Genomic DNA, 19,211 nt, shown 5'->3' with positions numbered 1-19,211 from the left:
GCATGAACACGACATTGCCCTTGACGGTAGGTCAGCAAGGCCTCTGGTACATCGCCCGGACGGGAGAAGACGCCTGTGCCGCGTACAACGTGGTGATCGCGCTGCGGGCCTCGCGGCCGCTGGATGCACAGGCGCTTGAGCAGGCGCTGGATCGCGCCTTGCTGCGCCATCCCGCCCTGGCCGCGCGCGTGGTGGTGGAGGACTTCGTCCCCCGTCTTGCCTGCGACCCCCGCCTGCGGGCCCCTGTGCGCATCCTGCCCGGACCGCTGCAGGCCCGGGCCCACGACGAAAGCCTGCAAGCCATCGACATGGCGGAAGGCCCGCTGTACCGCGTCGCCATCGTCCAGGACAACGAAGGTGAGGCAGGGCTCCTGCTGACGGTGCACCATCTGGTCTTCGACGGCGCTTCTGTCCAGGTCTTCCTTGACGAGCTCCAGCGCTGCTTCGGAGCTGCCCCTGCCGATCCGGTGCCTCCGGCCTGGTCGCTGCAGCAGCATGTGGAGCGGGAGGCGCAATTCCTGCAGTCCGCAGCCGGACGCACCCAGATCAGGGACCTCGCGACGGCATTGCAGGCCCTGCCCGCAGGCGATCCACTGCCCACCCGCGCCACGCCCCCGGCGCGAGCCGCCGCGCCCTCGGCGCATAGGGCCGTCACGCTGAGCGCGACCACCTCGCTGGCCGTGCGGGAGCTGGCGGCCCGGCTGGGCAGCACCCCTGCAGCCGTGTACCTCGGCGCGCTGGTGGTGCTGGTCTCGCAGCACGGCCTGCGACGGGAGCTCGCGGTGAGTCTGCCCATGGACGTTCGCGAGGCCGAGTCCGCGGATGAGACCGGCTACCTGATGAACGTCGCCATCCTCCACGCCTCCGTGGACCCCGAAGCCACGGTCGAAGACCTGCTCGACCAGCTCAGCGACCGCCTTTTCGCACTGATGGACACCCGCCAGGTCCCCTATCCCTCGCTGGTGCGGGCACTCAAGGGGCAGCGTGACGATCTGGCGGCATCCCTGCTGCGTCTGGCCTTCAAATACGAGCGCAGCCGCCCCGCCTCATGGCAGCTGGGCGAGACGACGCTACAGCCCGTGCCGACGACATCCGCCTATGCCAAGAACCTGCTGAGGCTGGAGGTCGAAGATGCCGACGAGGGCGCACGGTGCCTGTTCGAACACGACGCCGAAGCGCTTGACGCAGAGATCGTGCGGCGCATGTCAGCGCATTTCGTCCTCCTGCTGGAAGTCATGCTCAGGCGGACCTCGGTCCGCGTCGGCGAGCTGCCGGTGCTCAGTGAGGCCGAGCATGCCTTGCTGATTGGCCCGGCCGATCCGGCCCCTGCCCCTGCGCCACAGCCTGTGGAGCGCCGGGTTGAGGCCCATGCAAGGCTGAGGCCGGAGGCAATCGCCCTGGTGTGCGGCCCCACACGCCTGAGCTATGCCGAACTGGACGCACGCGCCACGGACCTGGCTCAGCGGCTTCAGGCGCAAGGCCTGCAACCGGACCAGCGCATCGCCATGTGCATGGGGCGCGAGGCCGAGCGGGTGGTGGCCATGCTGGCCATCGCCAAGGCCGGCGGCGCCTGCCTGCCCATGGACCCCGATGCACCTGACGACCGGCTGCACTACATGCTGCAGGACAGCGCGGCAACCCTGCTCCTGTGCCGGCGCTCGGACGCCCAGCGCTTCGCGGCATCGCCCGCAGCCCTGCTCTTCGTGGATGAGCCGTCCCCGCCAGCCCAGCCGGCCGCCGCAGCCGTGGCGCCCCTGCCCGGCCACCTCGCCTACTGCATCTACACCTCAGGCTCGACCGGTCGGCCCAAGGGCGTCGACGTGCCGCGCGCCGCGCTGGCCAACCTGGTGGACTGGCATATCACCACGTCGGGCCTGGGCCCCGGCGACCGCTTCCTGCAAGTGACAAACATCGCCTTCGATCCTGCCACCTGGGAAATCTGGGGCACGCTGTGCGCCGGAGCGACGCTGGTGCTGCTGGAGGACTTCGTCGTCGATCCCGCCGAACTCGCCCGCGTGATGAAGACCGAAGGCATCACGGCCACCTGCCTGGTCACACCCCTGGCCGAGTCCTTCATGAGCTCAGGGCAGGCGCAACACCTGCCTCTGAAGACTCTGCACACAGGCGGCGATCGCCTGCACTTCGGGCCTCCTGACGACAGCGTTGCACTCCACAACCATTACGGCCCCACCGAGTGCACGGTGATCTCCACCTCCTCGCGCGTGCCTGCGGGCCTGGCCGGTGCACCTTCCATCGGACGCCCCATCACCGGGGTGCACGCCTATGTGCTCGATGCCCAGCTGCGGCCGGTCCCGCCGGGGACACCTGGCCGGCTGTACATTGCCGGCGCTGGCCTGGCTCGCGGCTATTGCGGCCAGCCCGGCCTCACAGCAGAACGCTTCATCCCCGATCCCTTCGGCCAGAGCGGCAGCCGCATGTACGACACCGGTGACCTGGCCCAGTGGCAGCCCCATGGAGAGCTTCAGTTCCTGGGGCGTGCCGACGATCAGATCAAGCTGCGAGGCTATCGGATTGAGCCGGGAGAGATCGAGGCTGCACTCCTGGAACTCGGAGGTATCCAGGAGGCCGCTGTCGCCGTGCAGCTCAGCGACACAGGCAGCGCCCACCTCGTGGCCTACCTCGCACCAGTGCCCCCTGAAGGCTCGCTGGACGAGGCCGCGTTGAGTCATGCGCTGCGCCAGCGCCTGCCGCACTACATGGTGCCCTCCGCCTGGCATGCCATGGCCACGCTGCCCAAGGGCGCCACCGGCAAGGTCGATCGCAAGGCCTTGCCTAAGGTGTCGCCGCGGATGGAATCCACCTCCCTCCCGCCTGCGCTGCCGGCCTCCGGTACCGAGGCCTGGCTCATGGCGATCTGGCAGGAAGTCCTCCAGACGGGGCAACTCCAGAGAACGGACAACTTCTTCGCCCTGGGCGGACACTCGCTGCTCGCCACGCAGATTGTCGGCAAGGCGGCCAAGCAGCTGGGGCGTTCAATCCCCCTGCGCCTGCTGCTGGACGCGCCCACCATCGCTTCCATGGCTGAAGCGCTGGACGCCCTGGCCGTAAAGGACGAGCCCGCCAAGGAGGTGGCAAGCCCGGCGGCCATCATCCCGCGCCGCGCACGCGCAACCTCGGCATGACGCTCGCGGGCGGCCTGTGGCAGGCCGCCCGCTGCTCAAGGCCTGCCACAGGCCGCACCACCGGACCTGCTGAGTCGCAGGTTCAGCACCTGATGGGGCACAGGAAGGGGCGTGAGCGCCCCGCGTAGGCTGGCGAGGGCCGAGGCACTATCGGGGCACTATCGGGGCACTACCGAGGTACTACCGGGGCGCTGCTCAAAGGCCTGTGGACGCAGGCAGCCGCCCCGCCCCTCATGGCTGACGCCACGCCTGGATTCAGGTGTTGTGGCCTTCAGCAATGTAGTGATTGATGAGGATGTACCGGTGGTCATTGATGAGCTCCGTGGCCTTGTGCAAGCCACGGGCATCGAAGACCACCAGGGTGCCGGCCTTGCCCGTGCACACCTGCTCCTGCAGCCCGTGCTTCTTCTTGATCTCGTTGACTTCGTAGGGCCAGTAGCAGCCCACCCAGACGACGTCGAGATCCTTGGCGTAGCCGGTCTCCGATGTCTGGTAGAGCGTGTGGGTCTTGTACTCCATGGGCAGACGCCAGTCGCCCTTGTGGCTGCCCTTGAGATACACCACGGGTGCGTCGTCAGTGGTGACGTCATGCAGGTACAGGAATGCCTTGACCCGGGGCTTCCAGCTGTCCATGTGGAACATTCTGTTGAAAGCATGGACCGATCCCTTGACGGTACGGATCTCCATGCTTTGGCGCAGGGGGACGGCGTTCTCGCCGATGTAGCCCTTCATGATGCGCACCGTACGGGGGTCTTCGAAGAAGTCGGCAAAGGCCGGGTGCCGCGCCGCGTTCAGATAGAACATCGACTTGTCGTCTTCCGTTGACAGCGTGAACTCCTCTTGATCCGGCTTGTTCCGGCAGATGGACTGGCACTGCTCCTCGGAGAGAAAACCAGGAATCATCACGATGCCATCCTGGTTCAGCTGACTGATGTAGGGCGCCACAGACTCATGAGGCGCCCTCACATCCTGGCTCGCGAAGAAGGCTTCCTTGGTCTTGTTGAACTCAATCAGCTGCTGGAGCACTTCCAGTTCGCCGGAAATGAAATCGTTCATGTGATATCCAATTTGCTAGCACGAATGCTTCGATGACGTGGACGCAGGCGCCTGCCTGCTGACAAGAGTCGCTGCCCCACCCAGACCCCGGCTTCCGGCCGTCGGCGCAGGGCGTGCATGCACGGCATCGCGGCCGCGCAGGGGGGATGGGGTCTCACTGGGTGCCAAGGCCCTGGGCCTCGCACGAAAGCGGAGAAAGTACAAGCGCCCGCCGAGATCCTCGACAGGCCCTGCCCCGTGAACAGCGCGCGCGGAAGTCTACGTTCTATATCGCGGTTAGGGAAGAATCCGGAGAGCTCTCTCCTTTCGGCGGATGCGGTACGCGATACACGTCAAAAAGCCGCTTCTGGCGGCCTTCCGAACCACCACGGCAGCGCCACACCAGCGATGTGCCAGAGTGCGCACAGAAGACCTCAGCCCCTGCGACCGCCTGTGTTGCACACCAGCATCACGGCCGAGGCTTGTGTACCCAGTTTCAAGCGTTTCCAAGCCGCCCTGGAAGGGATCTTCAAACCAGGGCCTCGCCAGGCGCCGGCCCTCTCAGAGCGCTCTTCAATACCTGCCATGGCGCATGAACAGGGATGCCATCCCGGCAGACTGGCCGCTTCACATGACCGCAGCGCCAGCACAAGACATGTGGCGTGCGGTAACCGCCCGGGCAACTCGGACGCGCATCCATCCCGTAAGTCATGCCCTGCTGATTACCCCAATTATTTTTGTGCTTGCACCTTCAAATTGATCCCCTACACTGCGCACCCGACGTAGCATGGAAGCCATCACAAGAGAGTCCCGCTCACTTGATGAGCCACCCCAGGGCCGCAAGCCGCGCCGCGACATTTCGTAGCACTTCACGGGTGGATCAGGCGTCATTGCCATGTCACGATAGCGGTACCTAATTCATTAGTTGCGTCAGTGAACCTGCCTGCAAATGCTCAGCATTGAAGGCGGCAATAAGAACATCCATAACATTCGACGAGTTCCATTCAGGAGAGGAATCACACAATACCTACAACTAGCCCGGCAAATCCTCCAGCAAGGAGCCTGGCAAGGCGCTCAGCAGCGCAAGCGACAAGAAGCACCGCCCAGGGCAGGACAGCAGACACGGTCTTCCCCAGGAGCCCACACCGGGCGCTGGAATAGGCCATCGTGACTGCAGGTCGTCACCGGGAGGCTGCAGACGGGGAGGCAGGGGCAGCGCCGATGATCTGAGCGGAGCCGCCCCAACTGGTTCCACAGAGTGCGGCTTGGTGCGGCTGCCGGTTGGCAATGACCGCAGGCAATGACCTTCGGCAACATCCGTCAGCAATGCCCATCCGCAGGGGCAGAGGTGCGGCGTTCACACGCTGTACTCGAGTCCGGCCGGGCACCGCCGCGCATGTGTGCCAGTCGTGGTGCCGGCGTTGCCGGTGCTGTCGGCTTGGCCAAAGGCAAATCGCCCGCAACGCCACCTGCAGCCTGACGCTGACGATGCCCGCGATCCCGGCACACCGGTGAGGCTGGCGTGGGCGCGAGCAGCCCTCGCATGATCTCCGGCTGGAGCATTGAGCCCTAGCGGCTGGCTGGTTTCCAGGCCAGGGATGCAGGCCCTGGATGGAGACCATTCAGTGAAGGCAAGGGTGGCAGCAGGCCTGCGCAGCACGGCGAAGCCAGGAGCAGAGGACGCAGGCGCTTTCCAAAGCAGAGCCCGGTGCGCTCGGCCGTCTTCGCAGCGCGGCACGGGGGCAGGTGCGCCCTGCTCAAGAGAGGGCATCCTGCTGGAGACCGGCCTCGCCGGACCCAGGCCTGTCCTGATGCCGATTTTTTGGAATCAATGCCGGACGCGGACTTGAGACGACAGCGTGTCGCACGAAGGCGCTGATAGCTCCTTGCGGCCAGGGGGATGGGAGACCACCCATGTCACAGGCGCAAGGCAAGGTGGATGGCCTTTCCGGGGACCGCCCTGCACAGCAGAGCCGGCCCTGGACAGATCACCCGCCGTGGCACCGCCAGCCCTGTCAGAAGCGATTGTCCTAGCGACGAGGAGCATTGGACCTTGATGCACGGCAACACATTCGGCAACTGAACCCATTCTTTAGCGTTGACCTCATGAACCACGACATCGACTACAAGGACCTCATCGTCAATCGACCCTTTGTGTTCCTCGCCAAATTCGGCGTTTGGGCAGGTCTCATTGCCGCAGGATTCCATCTGGCGGGCGCCCAGCAGTGGTGGGTCCAGATGCTGGGGGTCACCCTGGCTGCGCTGGGTTTCGCACATGGCGTTGAGCTGCAGCACCAGGCCTTGCACGGGATTGGCACCGGAAACCGCTCCTTCGACATGAAGCTGGGCTTCCTCTTGGGCTTGCCGCTGCTGATCTCGGTCAACCATTACCGCGACCGCCATCTCCATCACCATCAGCACGTGGGCATGGAGGACGACGCCGAGTTCTTCCAGTTCTCCAAGGAAAACAACAACAAGCCCCTGCGTCTGCTCTTCAACATGCTGATGCTGCCGCATTGGGTGCAGGTGGCCCGGCTGATCTGGGCGGCCTTCACGGGCGGGTCCATGGGACGCGTCTACAACAAGAACAACGACTCCCGCATTCGTGGCGACTACGCAGCGTTCGGCGTGATCTTGCTGGTGGCCGCAGGCCTCGTGGTGGTGTACCGCCCCTTTGAGGCCGTCCTCTTCCTGGCATTCCCCCTCGCCGCGTGCATCCACACCCTGGTGGAATCCCCCGAGCACTGGAACTGCGACAAGACGCCCTCCGTGTTCGAGAACACCCGCACGGTGCGCGCCAGCTGGCTGCTGGTGTGGTTCACCAACGGCAACAACTACCACGTGGAACACCATCTGGCGCCCGCGCTGCGGCCGGAGGCATTGCGAGCCTTCCACCTGCGCATTGCCTCCCGCATCAAGTACCAGAACGACAGCTATCTCAGCCTGATCAGGGAGGTATTGGCAAGCAAGCCTCGCCAAGCCTGAGGTAGCGGCCCTGGCAGCGGCGGTGCTTCCGCGCGCCTGCGGGGCCCGCCCCTGATGGCCTGGCGGCGTCGGGGCGCCCTCCTCGTGCTGCAGGACCACGGGAGCTTGCCACAGCGGCTCTTTCGGCAGGATCGCTCACAGCGCCCGTCATCACGAACGGCTTGCACACCCGATCCATCGAGGCAGACAAGGCATGGCAAGGCTTGAGAAGCTTGACCCATCAAGCACAGGCCAGACGGCCTGAAAGAACCCACGCAGCGCTGATCGCTTCAGCCACGCACCCCAAGAAGAACACAGATATGTTTGAGGCTTCGCCCGCAGCAGGTGACCGCGTTCTCGCTTCCTTTGCTCAGCAGAGGTTGTGGTTCATCGACCAGTACGAGTCCGGCAGCGGGCTCTACAACATGTCCGTCGCCTGGCGGCTGCGGGGCATGGTGGACGTCCGCGCGCTTCGGGAGTCGCTCAATGAACTGCTGCGCCGGCACGAGGTGCTGCGCACGGTGATGCAGGCGGACCGCGAACATGATGTGGTCCAGCTCATTGCAGCGTCCGCCGAGTTCGCCCTCGTTCAGCTTGACCTGTCAGCGGCGGCCCAGCCCGAGGAGCAGTTGTGCCTGCATCTGCAGCACGAGGCAGATGCCCCCTTTGACCTGGCCGAGGGCCCGCTGATCCGCGGCCTGCTTGTGCGCATGACGCCCACGGAGCATGTGCTGCTGCTGACCATGCATCACATCATCTCGGACGGCTGGTCCATCGATGTGCTGATGCGCGAAATGGGCGCCTTGTATGCGGCCTTTGCCAAGGGTCAGCCCTCTCCGCTGCCCGAGCTGCCCATCCAGTACGCGGACTACGCCCTGTGGCAGCGGCAATGGCTACAGGGCGACGTACTGGCTGCCCAGCTCGACTTCTGGCGACGGACCCTCGAGGGTGCGCCGCAGCTGATCGACCTGCCACTGGACCGCCCCCGCCCTGCTCTGCTGAGCCACCGCGGCGCCTTCATCCCCTTTGAACTGGCGGGGAGCACCAGCGCTGCCTTGCGCAGGCTCTGCCAGCAAACCCGCACCACGCCCTTCATGGCCGTCTCGGCCGTGTTGGGCATCCTCCTCCACCGCTACAGCGGCCAGGGTGATGTCTGCATCGGCTACCCAGTGGCCGGGCGGCCACGAAAAGAGCTGGAAGGGCTGATCGGCTTCTTCGTCAACACCTTGGTGCTGCGCGTGCGCAGCGCCCCGGGCCAGCGCTTTCTCCAGGTGCTGGAGCAGGTGCGCGAGTCTGTCCTGGATGCCAACGACCACCAGGACCTGCCCTTCGAGATGCTGGTGAAGGCTCTGCAGCCCGACCGCAGCCTGAACCATTCGCCGCTCTTTCAGGTCATGCTCACCTACGGCAGTGACGTCGGCGAAACGCCCCCTCTTCCCGGGCTGGAACTCAGCCCGCAGCGCATCGGCGAAACACCGACAGCCAAGTTCGACCTCACCCTGGACCTGCTGGAATCGGGCGACCAGCTGCGCGGCGCGATCCAGTACAACTGCGACCTGTTTGATCGCCCCACGATCGAGCGCATGGTCAGTCACTTCAAGACCTTGCTGGCCGCCGTGGTCGCCGAGCCGCAGACCCTGGTCCGCGACCTGCCCCTGCTGTCCGGCGAGGAGCGGCGGCAGATCCTCGTGGACTGGAATGACACCCAGCGCGAGTTCCCCCAGGACCGCTGCATCCATCAGATCTTTGAGGAGCAGGCCAGGCGCACGCCGGAGGCGGTGGCCCTGGTTTTCGAAGGCCGGCAGCTCAGCTATGCCGAGCTCGATGACAGGGCCGAGCGCCTGGCCCTGCAGCTGCGGTCCCTGGGCGTCAGGCCCGATGCGCTGGTCGGCATCTGCCTGGAGCGCAGCTTCGAGATGGTGGTCGCACTGCTGGCCATCCTGAAGGCCGGGGGCGCCTACCTGCCCCTGGACCCGCGCCTGCCCACGGAGCGCCTGAGCTTCATGCTGTCGGACGCGGCCCCCACGGTGATGATCACCAGCAGACTCCTGCAGCAGCAGCTCCCCGCTTTCGACAGCACTTGGGTGTGCGTGGACGACCCAGGCACGCTACCCCCCGCCGGCACAGCGCAGCACCCCCCCATCACGACGCAAGCCGGCCACCTGGCGTACTGCATGTACACCTCGGGGTCGACGGGGCGCCCCAAGGCCGTCGCGATCGAGCACCGCGGCGTCCTGCGGCTCGTCAAGGGCACGACCTATGCGCGCATGGGCGCCGGGGACACTTTTCTGCTCAACGCGCCGCTGGCCTTTGATGCCTCGACCTTCGAAATCTGGGGCGCCCTGCTCAATGGCGCCCGGCTGGTGATCGCACCGCCTGGACTGGTGTCCGTGGACGAGCTGCGCGAACTGGTGCGCCGTGAGGCGGTCAGCATCCTCTGGCTCACGGCCGCCTTGTTCGACCAGTTCTGCGAGGCCGAGTTGCAATCGCTGCAGAGCCTGAGGCAGCTCTTGTCAGGTGGCGAGGTGCTGTCGGTGAGGGCCGTTCGCAGGCTGCAGGCAGCACTGCCCGGCTGCCAGCTCAGCAACGCCTACGGGCCGACGGAAACGACCACCTTCGCCACCTGCCATCCTTTCGATGCAGGCTTCGATCAAGCGGTGGCTCCCATAGGCCGGCCGATCACAAACACCCAGGCCTACATCCTCGATGCCCAGCTCGCGCCCGTGCCCGTGGGCGTGACAGGCCAGATCTACCTCGCCGGTGCAGGCCTGGCGCGCTGCTACCTGAACCGCCCGGACCTGACGGCCGAGCGCTTCGTCCCCAACCCCTTCGGGGCCGCAGGCAGCAGGATGTACGCCACCGGAGACCTGGCTCGCTACCTCCCGGACGGCAAGATCGACTTCGTGGGTCGCATCGATCACCAGGTGAAGATCCGGGGCTTCCGGATCGAACTGGGCGAGATAGAGGCCGCACTGCTGGCTTGCCCCGGTGTCAAGGAAGCGCTTGTCGTGGCGCTGGCCGATGCAAGCGGCGGCAAGCGGCTGGTCGGCTATGTGGTGGCGCCTGGCCTGACGAAGCAGGCCTTGCGCGACCATCTGCAGCGGACCCTGCCGGAGTACATGGTGCCGCCCACCTTGGTCCAGTTGGACGCGTTCCCGCTCAATGCCAACGGCAAGATCGACCGCAAAGCCCTGCCCCTGCCTGCTGCATCGCGAGACCTGGCCGAAGGCGACTACGTGGCGCCACGCAATGCCAGCGAGCAGCGCCTGGCCACGCTCTGGTCAGAAGTGCTCAAGATCGACCGGATCGGGGTCCGCGACAACTTCTTCGCCCTGGGTGGTCATTCGCTCCTGGCCATCCGCATGCAGGGCCTGCTTGCCAGCCGGCTCGGTTGCAAGTTTCTCCTGAAGCCCTTCTTCGCCTCGCCCACCATCGAGTCACTGGCTGAGCTGCTGGTGGCGGATGCCGCCGCGCTGCCGGCTCCCCAGGCAGGGTCCATGGGCGGCTTGGGGGCTGCGAATCGCAGGCCCGCAACGGCCAACCAGAAGACCCGCTGGCGATACTTCCGCCGCGAGGGCTGGCCCAAGGCAAACATCGTCCTGACCCTGCGCTACGCCCGCAAGCTCGATGCGGCCACGGCCCGTGAGGCATTGCGCACATTACTGGACCGCCACGAAGGCTTGCGGCTTCATTTCGTCGCGGTCCGCGGCCAGCCGCGCCTGGAACAACGTCTGGCAGACACCGAGGCGCTGCTGGACCAGGCCCTGGTCTACGACGAGCAGGCATTGGACGACGAGGCCATCCAAGCCTCGGTGCGTGCCCTGCAGGACACCAGCTTCCCCCTGCATCGCGCACCGCTGTTCAAGCTTTGCGTGCACGCCACGCGAGGCCAGTCCTGCTATCTCACGCTGCTGGCCGATCACGGCATCGCCGATGGCATGTCCATGGAAATCCTGTGGTGCGATCTGCTGCGGGCGCTGTCTGGTGAACAGACCCAGAACCAGCCCCGCCCTCCCCAATATTTCGAATATGCACATTGGGTAGATGCAGCCTTGACCTCCGCGGCCGTCCGGGCGCAGCGCGACTACTGGCACACCCTGCTGCCGGACACGGTGCCTGCCATCCCCTTTGAGCGGGAACGCGCCCGTCCCAGGCCTTATATGCACGACACCTTCGCGCGCCAGGCCCTGATGGACAGCCAGATTTCCAAGGGGCTGCAGCAACTCGCCGCAAAAACAGGCGTCAGCGTATTTGCCTTGGCCTCCGGCGCCCTGGCATCGGTGGTTCGCGATATTTACGAATCCGATGACATCCTCGTCTCATCGCGTTTCACCAACCGTCCAAGACCTGAATACAACAGCACATTCGGATGGTTTCTGCAGTCGTGGATGCTGCGCCTGCAGTCCGCAGGCAAATCCCCACTGGATGTCGCCCGGCAGGCCTTTGAACAACTGGCCCATGTCCTGGACATGGCTCCTATTCTGATGCACCCGGTCAATGAATTGAATGATCCGACCATACTGGGACCTGCTTATGGCCAGCGAGCCCAGATATTCCATATCCACCAGAATTTCTCGGATGGCTCGGCATCTCAATTCATTCGCAGCCACGCAGAGCCGGTCGAACTGACGGAACCAGCGGGAAGTTCATATTATGACCTATACCTAACCACATCGGATTCCACCAAAGGATTCGGCATTCACATCCAGTTCAATAGCTCGCTATTCAAGGACGAGGAAGCCGAGGATTTCTTCAAGCGGTATCAGGAGTGCCTGGTCCAGATGGCCCATGAGGGGCAACGCCCCGCCTTCGCGCAAAGCGCCGCGGCCATCGTGATCTGACGCAAGGGATTCAAAGGCTCGCGCCCCCGGCTTTTGCAGGAAAGCCGAGGCCACACGCCGGTCTTGCTCTCTCGCCTATGCACTCCAGAAATTTGCACATCTGCCATCGTTGTCTTTATTGAGGGGAACAGTGTGTTTTCAAATTCAAAATTCGATGTCAAGGTCATTTCCTTCAGCCTTGACGACCACCCTGCCCGAATCAAGTCCATCGTCGAGGTGGCGGGGCAATGCTTCACCTCCACCATCAGCTACCACTCCATCCCGTCCTGGGATGCCTTGTGGCGCAAGCACGGGCTCCAAGGCCGGGCGCCTGAGATCCTGGGGGCGATCGTCGCCTGGGACTGCATGCGCTTTCTTGCCCTGGGGGGTGAAACGCTCAGCCTGTGCGCCGGGCTTGCCATGTCTGACGATGTCAAGGCGATGTGGCGCCATTGCTTCCTGAGGCAGTTTGGCGAATGGCGCTATCGCAACGCCTTTGAGTATCGAAGCCAGGACCTGCCCCGGTGCATCAGCGCGCCCGTTGATGAGATACAGGCGCGTGGCGACACTGCCGCCGCGCCGGACGTGAAGCGCCGCATTCTCCTGACCAACGGCGGTGGCAAGGATTCTCTGGTCGGCATGCTGCTGCTCAACGATGCGCAGGTGCCCTATGACATCTATGAAGGCACCCTGCCCCTGGGCGGGGCACACAAGCTGCAACGCGATCTGCTCAAGGATCTGCGGGCCGTGGCCACCCGTGAGGAACGGCGGCTGATCACCGTGGAAGTGTCCGACGACTTCTTCTCCAGCGAGGACAGCCGGTTTGCACACATGGGCGTCGAGACCCATCACATCAAGTCGGACTTTGCAGTCGGGCATACCGCCAATTACGTCGGCTATATCCCGATCATTCTCGAGCACGATTATTCCGGCGTGTGGTTCAACATCGAGGCCTCGGCTGACCGCACCATGGCCGTATGGAATGGCGAGGACATCAACCACCAATGGTGCAAGAGCGTGGAATACCAGGAGATATCCACGAACCTGTTCCGCCTGCTGACGGGCCAGAAATTCAAGGACGGTTTCTCCAGCACACTGCGCGGCGCCTATGACACCGTCATCTATGCCATCGCCGCCTCTGAACCAGAGATGCTGGCAAAAGCGCACTCCTGCAATATTGACAAGCCGTGGTGCCGCAAGTGCCCGAAATGCTGCTTCTCCTACTTGATGATGTCCTCCATGCTGGGCGAGGCCTATGCCAAGACGGTCATGGGCACGCCTGTCAGCCTGTTCGAGGACTTGGACAACCGCTCCAACTGGCGCGACCTCCTCGACGCGGAGCATGTCGCCTGGGAATGCGTGCCCTCGCATCGTGAGTGCCTGCAGGCCGTGGACCGCTGCCGTCAGCGCGGCATCCGGCCACAGGTGTTCGACGAGTTTGCGGGACGCTCCTCCGAGCACAGCCCATCGACACAGTTCCTCCAGGTGAAGTGGGACGCCATTCCGGCACCGCTGCGCGGCCCCTTGCTGCACCGCATGGGCAAGACGGGCATGCGCATCTCGACGGAGGTGGTCATCGTCGGCGCCGGTCAGGCCGGCCTGAGCATGAGCCACACCCTGAAGTCCCAGAATATCGAGCATCTGGTCCTGGAGGCGGACAGTGTGGGCGCCTCCTGGAAGAACCGTTGGGATTCCTTCCAGATCAATACCCCGAATTCAACGATCGCGTTGCCCGGCTTGCCAGGCACGACGGCGCAGGGATTCATGGGGCATGCGGAGGTACAGCAGCTGCTTGCGGGCTATGCCGATGCCAACCAGTTGCCCGTCGCCACCCAGGTCAAGGTCATTTCCGCGCGCAAGTCGCAAGGACGTTTCCTGCTCGAAACCCCGGCATGCGAGATTGAAACCAAGGCGCTGATCGTCGCCACCGGTGAATATGCGGCGCCCAGGATTCCCGCGCCGCTGAAGTCCCTCAGCGCCGACGTGGAGTTGATCCATTCCTCCAGATACCGCAACCCCAAGGACCTGCCCGCAGGGGCGGTGCTTGTCGTCGGTGGGGGGCAGTCCGGTGCCCAGATCGTCGAAGACCTGCTCGATGCCGGCCGCCAGGTCTACTGGTCCTTGTCCGACCGGCCTTCCAACATCCGGCGCCTGCGTGGCAAGGACTTCATGGAGTGGTGGGACATCGGCGGCCTGCTGCACAACCACGTCAGCGAGGATCCCGCCATACGCATGGGCATTCCCGGCGCCCTGTTCCGGGCGCGCACCACCGAGTTCCCCCTGGTCTCCGGCAAGGGGAGTGACGGCCTGGGCCGTTCCATCAGCCTGCAGCTCATGGCGCAGCGCGGAGTCACGCTCCTGGGCAAGCTGGAACAGACGCAGGGGCAGGTCCTGAGCTTCCGGGATGTCAGGCCGCAGGTCGAGCGCGCCATCGCCGGCACCCGGGCAGAGTACGAAAAGCTCTCGAATATTGCGGACATCTACTACGAGGACCGCGAGGAGCCTCCACACGAGGACGAAGAGCGCTTCCTGCCCATGGAAATGAGCTCAGGCTGGCTACCCGAGGAATCGCCGGCCCAGCTGGATCTGGCAAGCGCTGGCATCTCGGCTGTGGTGGCGGCAACAGGCTTCAACGCCGGCTGGAGCTGGCTGCATGTCGATGGAATCCTTGATTCCCACGGCTATCCCCTGGGACAGGACGGGGTGGCCCCCGTATCGGGGCTGTTCTTCATGGGCATGTTCAACATCCAGCGCCTGAGCTCGACCTGCCTGTGCAATGGCGGGCGCGACGCCGACATGCTGCTGCCCCATGTGAAGGATTTCCTGGGAGAAGAGGAACTGACAATGGAGACCGTCTCGTGAAAAAGCTGCTTGCACTGCTGCCGTCGCCGCAAGACCGGCGGGAACTGGATGCGCTGGCCGACAAAGGCATCGCCGTCGTGTATCTGGACGATCCCGGCTGGCGCTCCTACGACGCCTCACTGCAGAGCTTCGACCCCATCGAATTTGTCCGCAAGGGCATCAGCATGGGCAAGGAGCACGCCGTCGACGGCATTTTCTTCACCGAGGACCTCGCCAATTTCTGTGGCGCCGTGATGGGACAGGCATTGAATCTACCGACCCCGTCCGTGGAAGCCATGTTTCTGGCCAACCACAAATACTATTCACGATCCCGAGAACGCCATCCCATTCGATTCCAGGGATTCCGGCTGGATCAGGATGACTGGATGCGGGACATCACCTTCCCGAGTCATCTCAAGCCGCCCTCGCTGTTTTTCAGCCTGCTGCAGACAACCGTGACGCAGCCGCAGGAACTGGCGGAGGCCGTGGCTGAGCTGCGCGAGAAGCTCCCCGCCTTTGCACGCCCCTACAAGGAACTGTTCAGTCGTTATGTGGATGCAGATCGATTCCCGCTGGCCATGCATGACATGTTCATGGCTGAGGAATTCGTGAGCTGCCGCACCCAGCATGCGGTCGAAGGCTGGACAGATGCCGAGGGGCGCCATGCCATCTGGGCTGTCTCGGACAACAACTACTTCGACGGCGTCGGCAGCGCACTCGACAACAACAGCGTTCCGTCGCGCCTCGGGGCCGCAGAGCTGGACCGCGTCGTGCAGGCAGCGCTGGATGCGGTGGAAAACATCGGCATCAAGAACGGCTTCTGGAATGTGGAGCTGTGGGTGCTGCCAAACGATGACATCCGCATCACGGAAATCAATGGCCGCGCCTGCGTCTCCATGACCGCCCTTTACAAGCAGGTATTTGGCAAATCCCAGTACGCCCTCATCGCCAAACTCGCTGCTGGCCTGCCCATCGAAGCAAGTGACGCTGCGGGCCCGCCCAAAGGGGTTGGCGGCATGTTCGCCGTGTCCACCAGCAGGCAAGGTTATGTCAGGGACCTGCTCGACGAGGAAGCCTTCGCGCAGGTGCAGCACATGCCTGGCATCGTGCGGACGGCGCAAATCTTCCCCGGGGACGCCTATATCGACTGGCACCAAACGGGTGGCCGCAGCTGCCTGGCGCGTTTCTGGCTCGTGGGCGAGAGCTACGAGGCCATCGCCGCACAGGCCCGTGAAATCAGGGCCAGGGTGCTGAAGGACGGCATGGACTGACGTTCCCCTCCCCGGCGCCCAGGCCGCACCGCAAGGGCTTCAGGCGCTGCCGGGGGGGTGTCCGACCCCTGGTCCTTGACCGCAACCCATCCTCAAGAATATTCAAGGGAGGCGATTGACCCCATCAATATTCCTTTCCATATTCAACGACAAAGAAAACCTGCGGCAGCTCCATGGCATGCCGCCAGCATTCCACGCTTCAGCCCATCATCATCATGCTATCCCTCTACCACACCCCCGAATCCCGTTCTTCGCGAATCATCTGGCTGCTTGAAGAGCTGGGCCTTGAATACGATCTCATCCACTGCGAGATTCAGCTGAGCGATGGCAGCGGTTCGCCCGATCCCAAGAATCCGCATCCGGAAAAGCGGGTGCCCGCCCTCCAGCATGAAGGCCAGCTGGTCACTGAACAAAGCGCCATCGCCCTGTACCTGACGGATGCGTTTCCGGCCAAGGGTCTCGGGGTCCAGATCGGCGAGGCCAACCGTGCCGCCTACCTGAGCTGGCTCGTTTTCTATGCCAGCGAGGTCGACCCTCTCTACACCACGCGGAAGTACTATCGCGACCGCCTGCATCCCAAGACCGTCAAGGATTCGCAGCGTGTGGTCAGCCGGGTCAGCGAAGCCCTTGCCAAAGGGCCCTATCTGCTGGGGAATCAGTTCACGGCCGCCGACATCCTGGTATCCGGCCCCCTGGAATGGTCGCTGGCCTGGGATCCCGATTACGTGTCCAAGAACGAGCTGATCATGAACTGGCTCAAGCGACTGGCCGACCGGCCTGCCGCCCAGCGCGCCCTGGCCCTGGATGAGCCTGCCGAGGCAGCGAACTGAGCCAGCGGCACCAAGCCGTACGAGGCTGCGCTGCGGAGCCCAATGGCGCTCGTGGCGTCAGCCTCGTCGGCACAGCCGCCGCTGCGGCCCCAGCGCAGTCCAGCTGACCATTGCAGCGTCTGCGCAGCCCGCAGTGCCAGGCCGCGCGGCGGCTGAGCCGCGCCAGGCCCGGCATGCTGATGCCTTGAGCAGTTCCTCCCATTGCTCTCACGATCGAGTATTCAGATGCCTTACGACTTCGGGCGCCCCGTAGACCGGCGCGCCAGCAACTCAGAGAAATGGCATTTCGACCTGCTGCCAAGACCCCTGCAGGCAGGGCGTCCCGAGCCCTTGCCCATGTGGCTGGCGGACATGGACTTCCCGACCGCACCGGCGATCGTCGACGCGCTCGGGCAGGCGCTGTCCACCGGCATGCTTGGCTACTCCTTCGTCACCGAGCACTACCGGGAGGCCGTCGTCCAATGGCAGCTGAAGCGCTACGGCTGGCAGGTACAAGCTGAATGGCTGCTGCAGACACCGGGGGTGGTCGCCGCCCTGTCCCAGGTCATCAAGGCCTTCAGCGCGCCCGGCGATGCCATCCTGATACAGACACCGGTCTATGCGCGATTCGGCAAGCTCTGCCGTCTGCTCGACAGGCGCGTCGTGAACGCACCGCTGCTGGAGCAGCAAGCGTCCTATGCCTTTGACCCGGCCGAATTTGAATCCGTCATCAGGCAGGAGCGTCCCAAGCTCTTCGTCCTGTGCAATCCCCACAACCCAGTCGGGAAGGTATGGGGCAGAGACGAACTGCAGGCGATGGGCGATATTTGCCTGCGCCATGGCGTGCTCGTTGTTTCCGACGAGATCCATGCAGACCTGCTCATCAACCCGGATTGCCGACACCTTGCCTTCGCGCAGATCGATCCGGCCTTTGCACAGAACAGCATCATCTGCACATCGCCAAGCAAGACCTTCAATCTCTCCGGTCTGCAACTCGCCAATATCGTCGTCCCGAACGTCCAGATTCGGCAACGGCTACGCCTCGAAATGGAAGGCAATGGCGTGGCCGAGGTGAATGCACTGGGCCTGGTGGCCTGCGAGGCCGCCTACCGAGCCGGCGAACCGTGGCTGGAGGCACTGCTGGCATACCTGCGGGGAAATCATCAGCTCTTCGCAGATTCCGTGGCGAGGTCATTGCCTTCGCTGAAGGTCTTCAAGCCTGATGCGCTTTACCTGGCCTGGCTGGACTGCCGCGGCCTCGGTTTGACGGATGCCGCGCTGGAAGAGTTCATGCTGAATGAAGCGGGCGTCTGGTTCATCAGCGGTGCCAGCTTCGGCCAGGGCGGCGAGGGTTTCATGCGGGTCAATCTCGCCTGCCCGCGCCAGACCCTTCATGAGGCCCTGGACCGCATGAGCGCCGCCCTGGCGCAGGCAAGGCCGGGCGGACAGCCCTGAGGATGAAGGGCCGCTGCCTTTCCAGGACAAGACACAGAATCAAAAGGAGTGCTGAAATTGAACGCTTTCATTCGCATCGAGGAGAGCCCCACGCGGGCGACAGACGGCTTTTCGCTCTCTCCGCTGCTTGACACCGGCCTGGAGCCGGTCTTCTGGGTTCCCAAGCGGCTGGGGGCCAGCAGCTACTGGTGGGGGCACGTGCCCTTTGCCCACTGGCTGGTCGCCGCCCTGCACCCGCAGGTGATCGTGGAGCTCGGCACCTTCAATGGCGTGTCATTCTCCGCATTCTGCGAAGCCATGCGGCGACTCCATATTCCGGGCCGTTGCTACGCGGTCGACACCTGGGCTGATGCCGAGCATTACGGCATGGTTGACGACAGCATTTTCCTGGACCTGGGCGATTTCTGCCGGAACGAGTTCGGCGGCATTGCGGAGCTGGTGCGCACGACCTTCGACGAAGCGTTGGTCAACTTCAGCGATGGCTCCATCGACCTCCTGCACATCGATGGTCCTCATTCGTATGAGGGCGTCAAGGCCGAATTTGAAAAGTGGCTGCCGAAAATGTCCCGGCAGGGCGTCATGCTGTTCCATGACATCAACCTGCGCGAAACGGGCTTTGGCGTCTGGAAGCTCTGGGACGAGCTGAAGGGCCAGTATCCCCACTTCGAACTCCTGCATGCCAATGGCTTGGGCATCGTGGCGGTGGGGTCCTCGGTTCCCGAGGCGATCACCCATCTGCAAGCCCTACCCTCCGCGCAGATGTACAAGCTGCGTGAGCGATTTGCCTTGATTGGCGCGCATTGGGAGGCGCTGGACAGGCACCGGCGAAAGTCTTGATGACTCGGTCGCCCAGCTCATGGAGGCAGCGCACGC

Annotated in this window: 9 protein-coding genes; 8 read left to right on the top strand and 1 reads right to left on the bottom strand. The window is 64.1% G+C overall.

All coding sequences use genetic code 11. The features are described from left to right. Positions 1-2 precede the first annotated feature (2 nt). Positions 3-3,143 carry a non-ribosomal peptide synthetase gene (locus tag ACS5PK_RS16625; protein WP_439441372.1) on the top strand — a complete coding sequence of 1,047 codons (3,141 nt, stop codon included), beginning with the start codon at positions 3-5 and terminating at the stop codon, positions 3,141-3,143. Positions 3,144-3,398: 255 nt separating this feature from the next. Here ACS5PK_RS16625 and ACS5PK_RS16620 read toward each other — a convergent pair whose 3' ends face one another. Continuing rightward, the gene (locus tag ACS5PK_RS16620; RefSeq protein ID WP_439441371.1) at positions 3,399-4,199 is read right to left on the bottom strand and encodes a phytanoyl-CoA dioxygenase family protein; all 801 of its coding nucleotides are present in this window, start codon (positions 4,197-4,199) and stop codon (positions 3,399-3,401) included. A 2,085-nt stretch (positions 4,200-6,284) separates the two neighbouring features. Between ACS5PK_RS16620 and ACS5PK_RS16615 the strand changes: the two genes are divergently transcribed. The 7 genes from ACS5PK_RS16615 to ACS5PK_RS16585 all read left to right on the top strand — a co-directional run bounded on the left by ACS5PK_RS16615 (position 6,285) and on the right by ACS5PK_RS16585 (position 19,175). After that, the gene (locus ACS5PK_RS16615) at positions 6,285-7,163 is read left to right on the top strand and encodes a fatty acid desaturase family protein (RefSeq protein ID WP_439441370.1); all 879 of its coding nucleotides are present in this window, start codon (positions 6,285-6,287) and stop codon (positions 7,161-7,163) included. Positions 7,164-7,462: 299 nt separating this feature from the next. Next, positions 7,463-11,983 (top strand): non-ribosomal peptide synthetase, encoded by a 4,521-nt coding sequence (locus tag ACS5PK_RS16610; RefSeq protein WP_439441369.1) that lies wholly within the window; start codon positions 7,463-7,465, stop codon positions 11,981-11,983. 63 nt (positions 11,984-12,046) lie between these two features. Next, a complete protein-coding gene (locus ACS5PK_RS16605) occupies positions 12,047-14,824 on the top strand; it encodes a flavin-containing monooxygenase (protein ID WP_439441368.1) in 2,778 nt (925 codons plus the stop codon). Then, a complete protein-coding gene (locus tag ACS5PK_RS16600) occupies positions 14,821-16,074 on the top strand; it encodes an ATP-grasp domain-containing protein (protein ID WP_439441367.1) in 1,254 nt (417 codons plus the stop codon). The genes ACS5PK_RS16605 and ACS5PK_RS16600 overlap by 4 nt, the downstream gene beginning before the upstream one ends. 215 nt (positions 16,075-16,289) lie before the next feature. Beyond that, positions 16,290-16,904: a glutathione S-transferase family protein gene (locus ACS5PK_RS16595; RefSeq protein ID WP_439441366.1), complete on the top strand. Its 615-nt coding sequence runs from the start codon at positions 16,290-16,292 to the stop codon at positions 16,902-16,904. Between the two features lie 225 nt (positions 16,905-17,129). Next, positions 17,130-18,338, top strand: a complete 1,209-nt coding sequence (locus tag ACS5PK_RS16590; protein WP_439441365.1) for a MalY/PatB family protein — start codon at positions 17,130-17,132, stop codon at positions 18,336-18,338. A 57-nt stretch (positions 18,339-18,395) separates the two neighbouring features. Further along, positions 18,396-19,175: a class I SAM-dependent methyltransferase gene (locus ACS5PK_RS16585; RefSeq protein WP_439441364.1), complete on the top strand. Its 780-nt coding sequence runs from the start codon at positions 18,396-18,398 to the stop codon at positions 19,173-19,175. Positions 19,176-19,211: the final 36 nt, after the last annotated feature.

Source organism: Roseateles sp. DB2 (assembly GCF_051857535.1).
Lineage (GTDB): Bacteria > Pseudomonadota > Gammaproteobacteria > Burkholderiales > Burkholderiaceae_C > Roseateles_B.
This window is presented reverse-complemented; position numbering and strand designations above follow the sequence as displayed.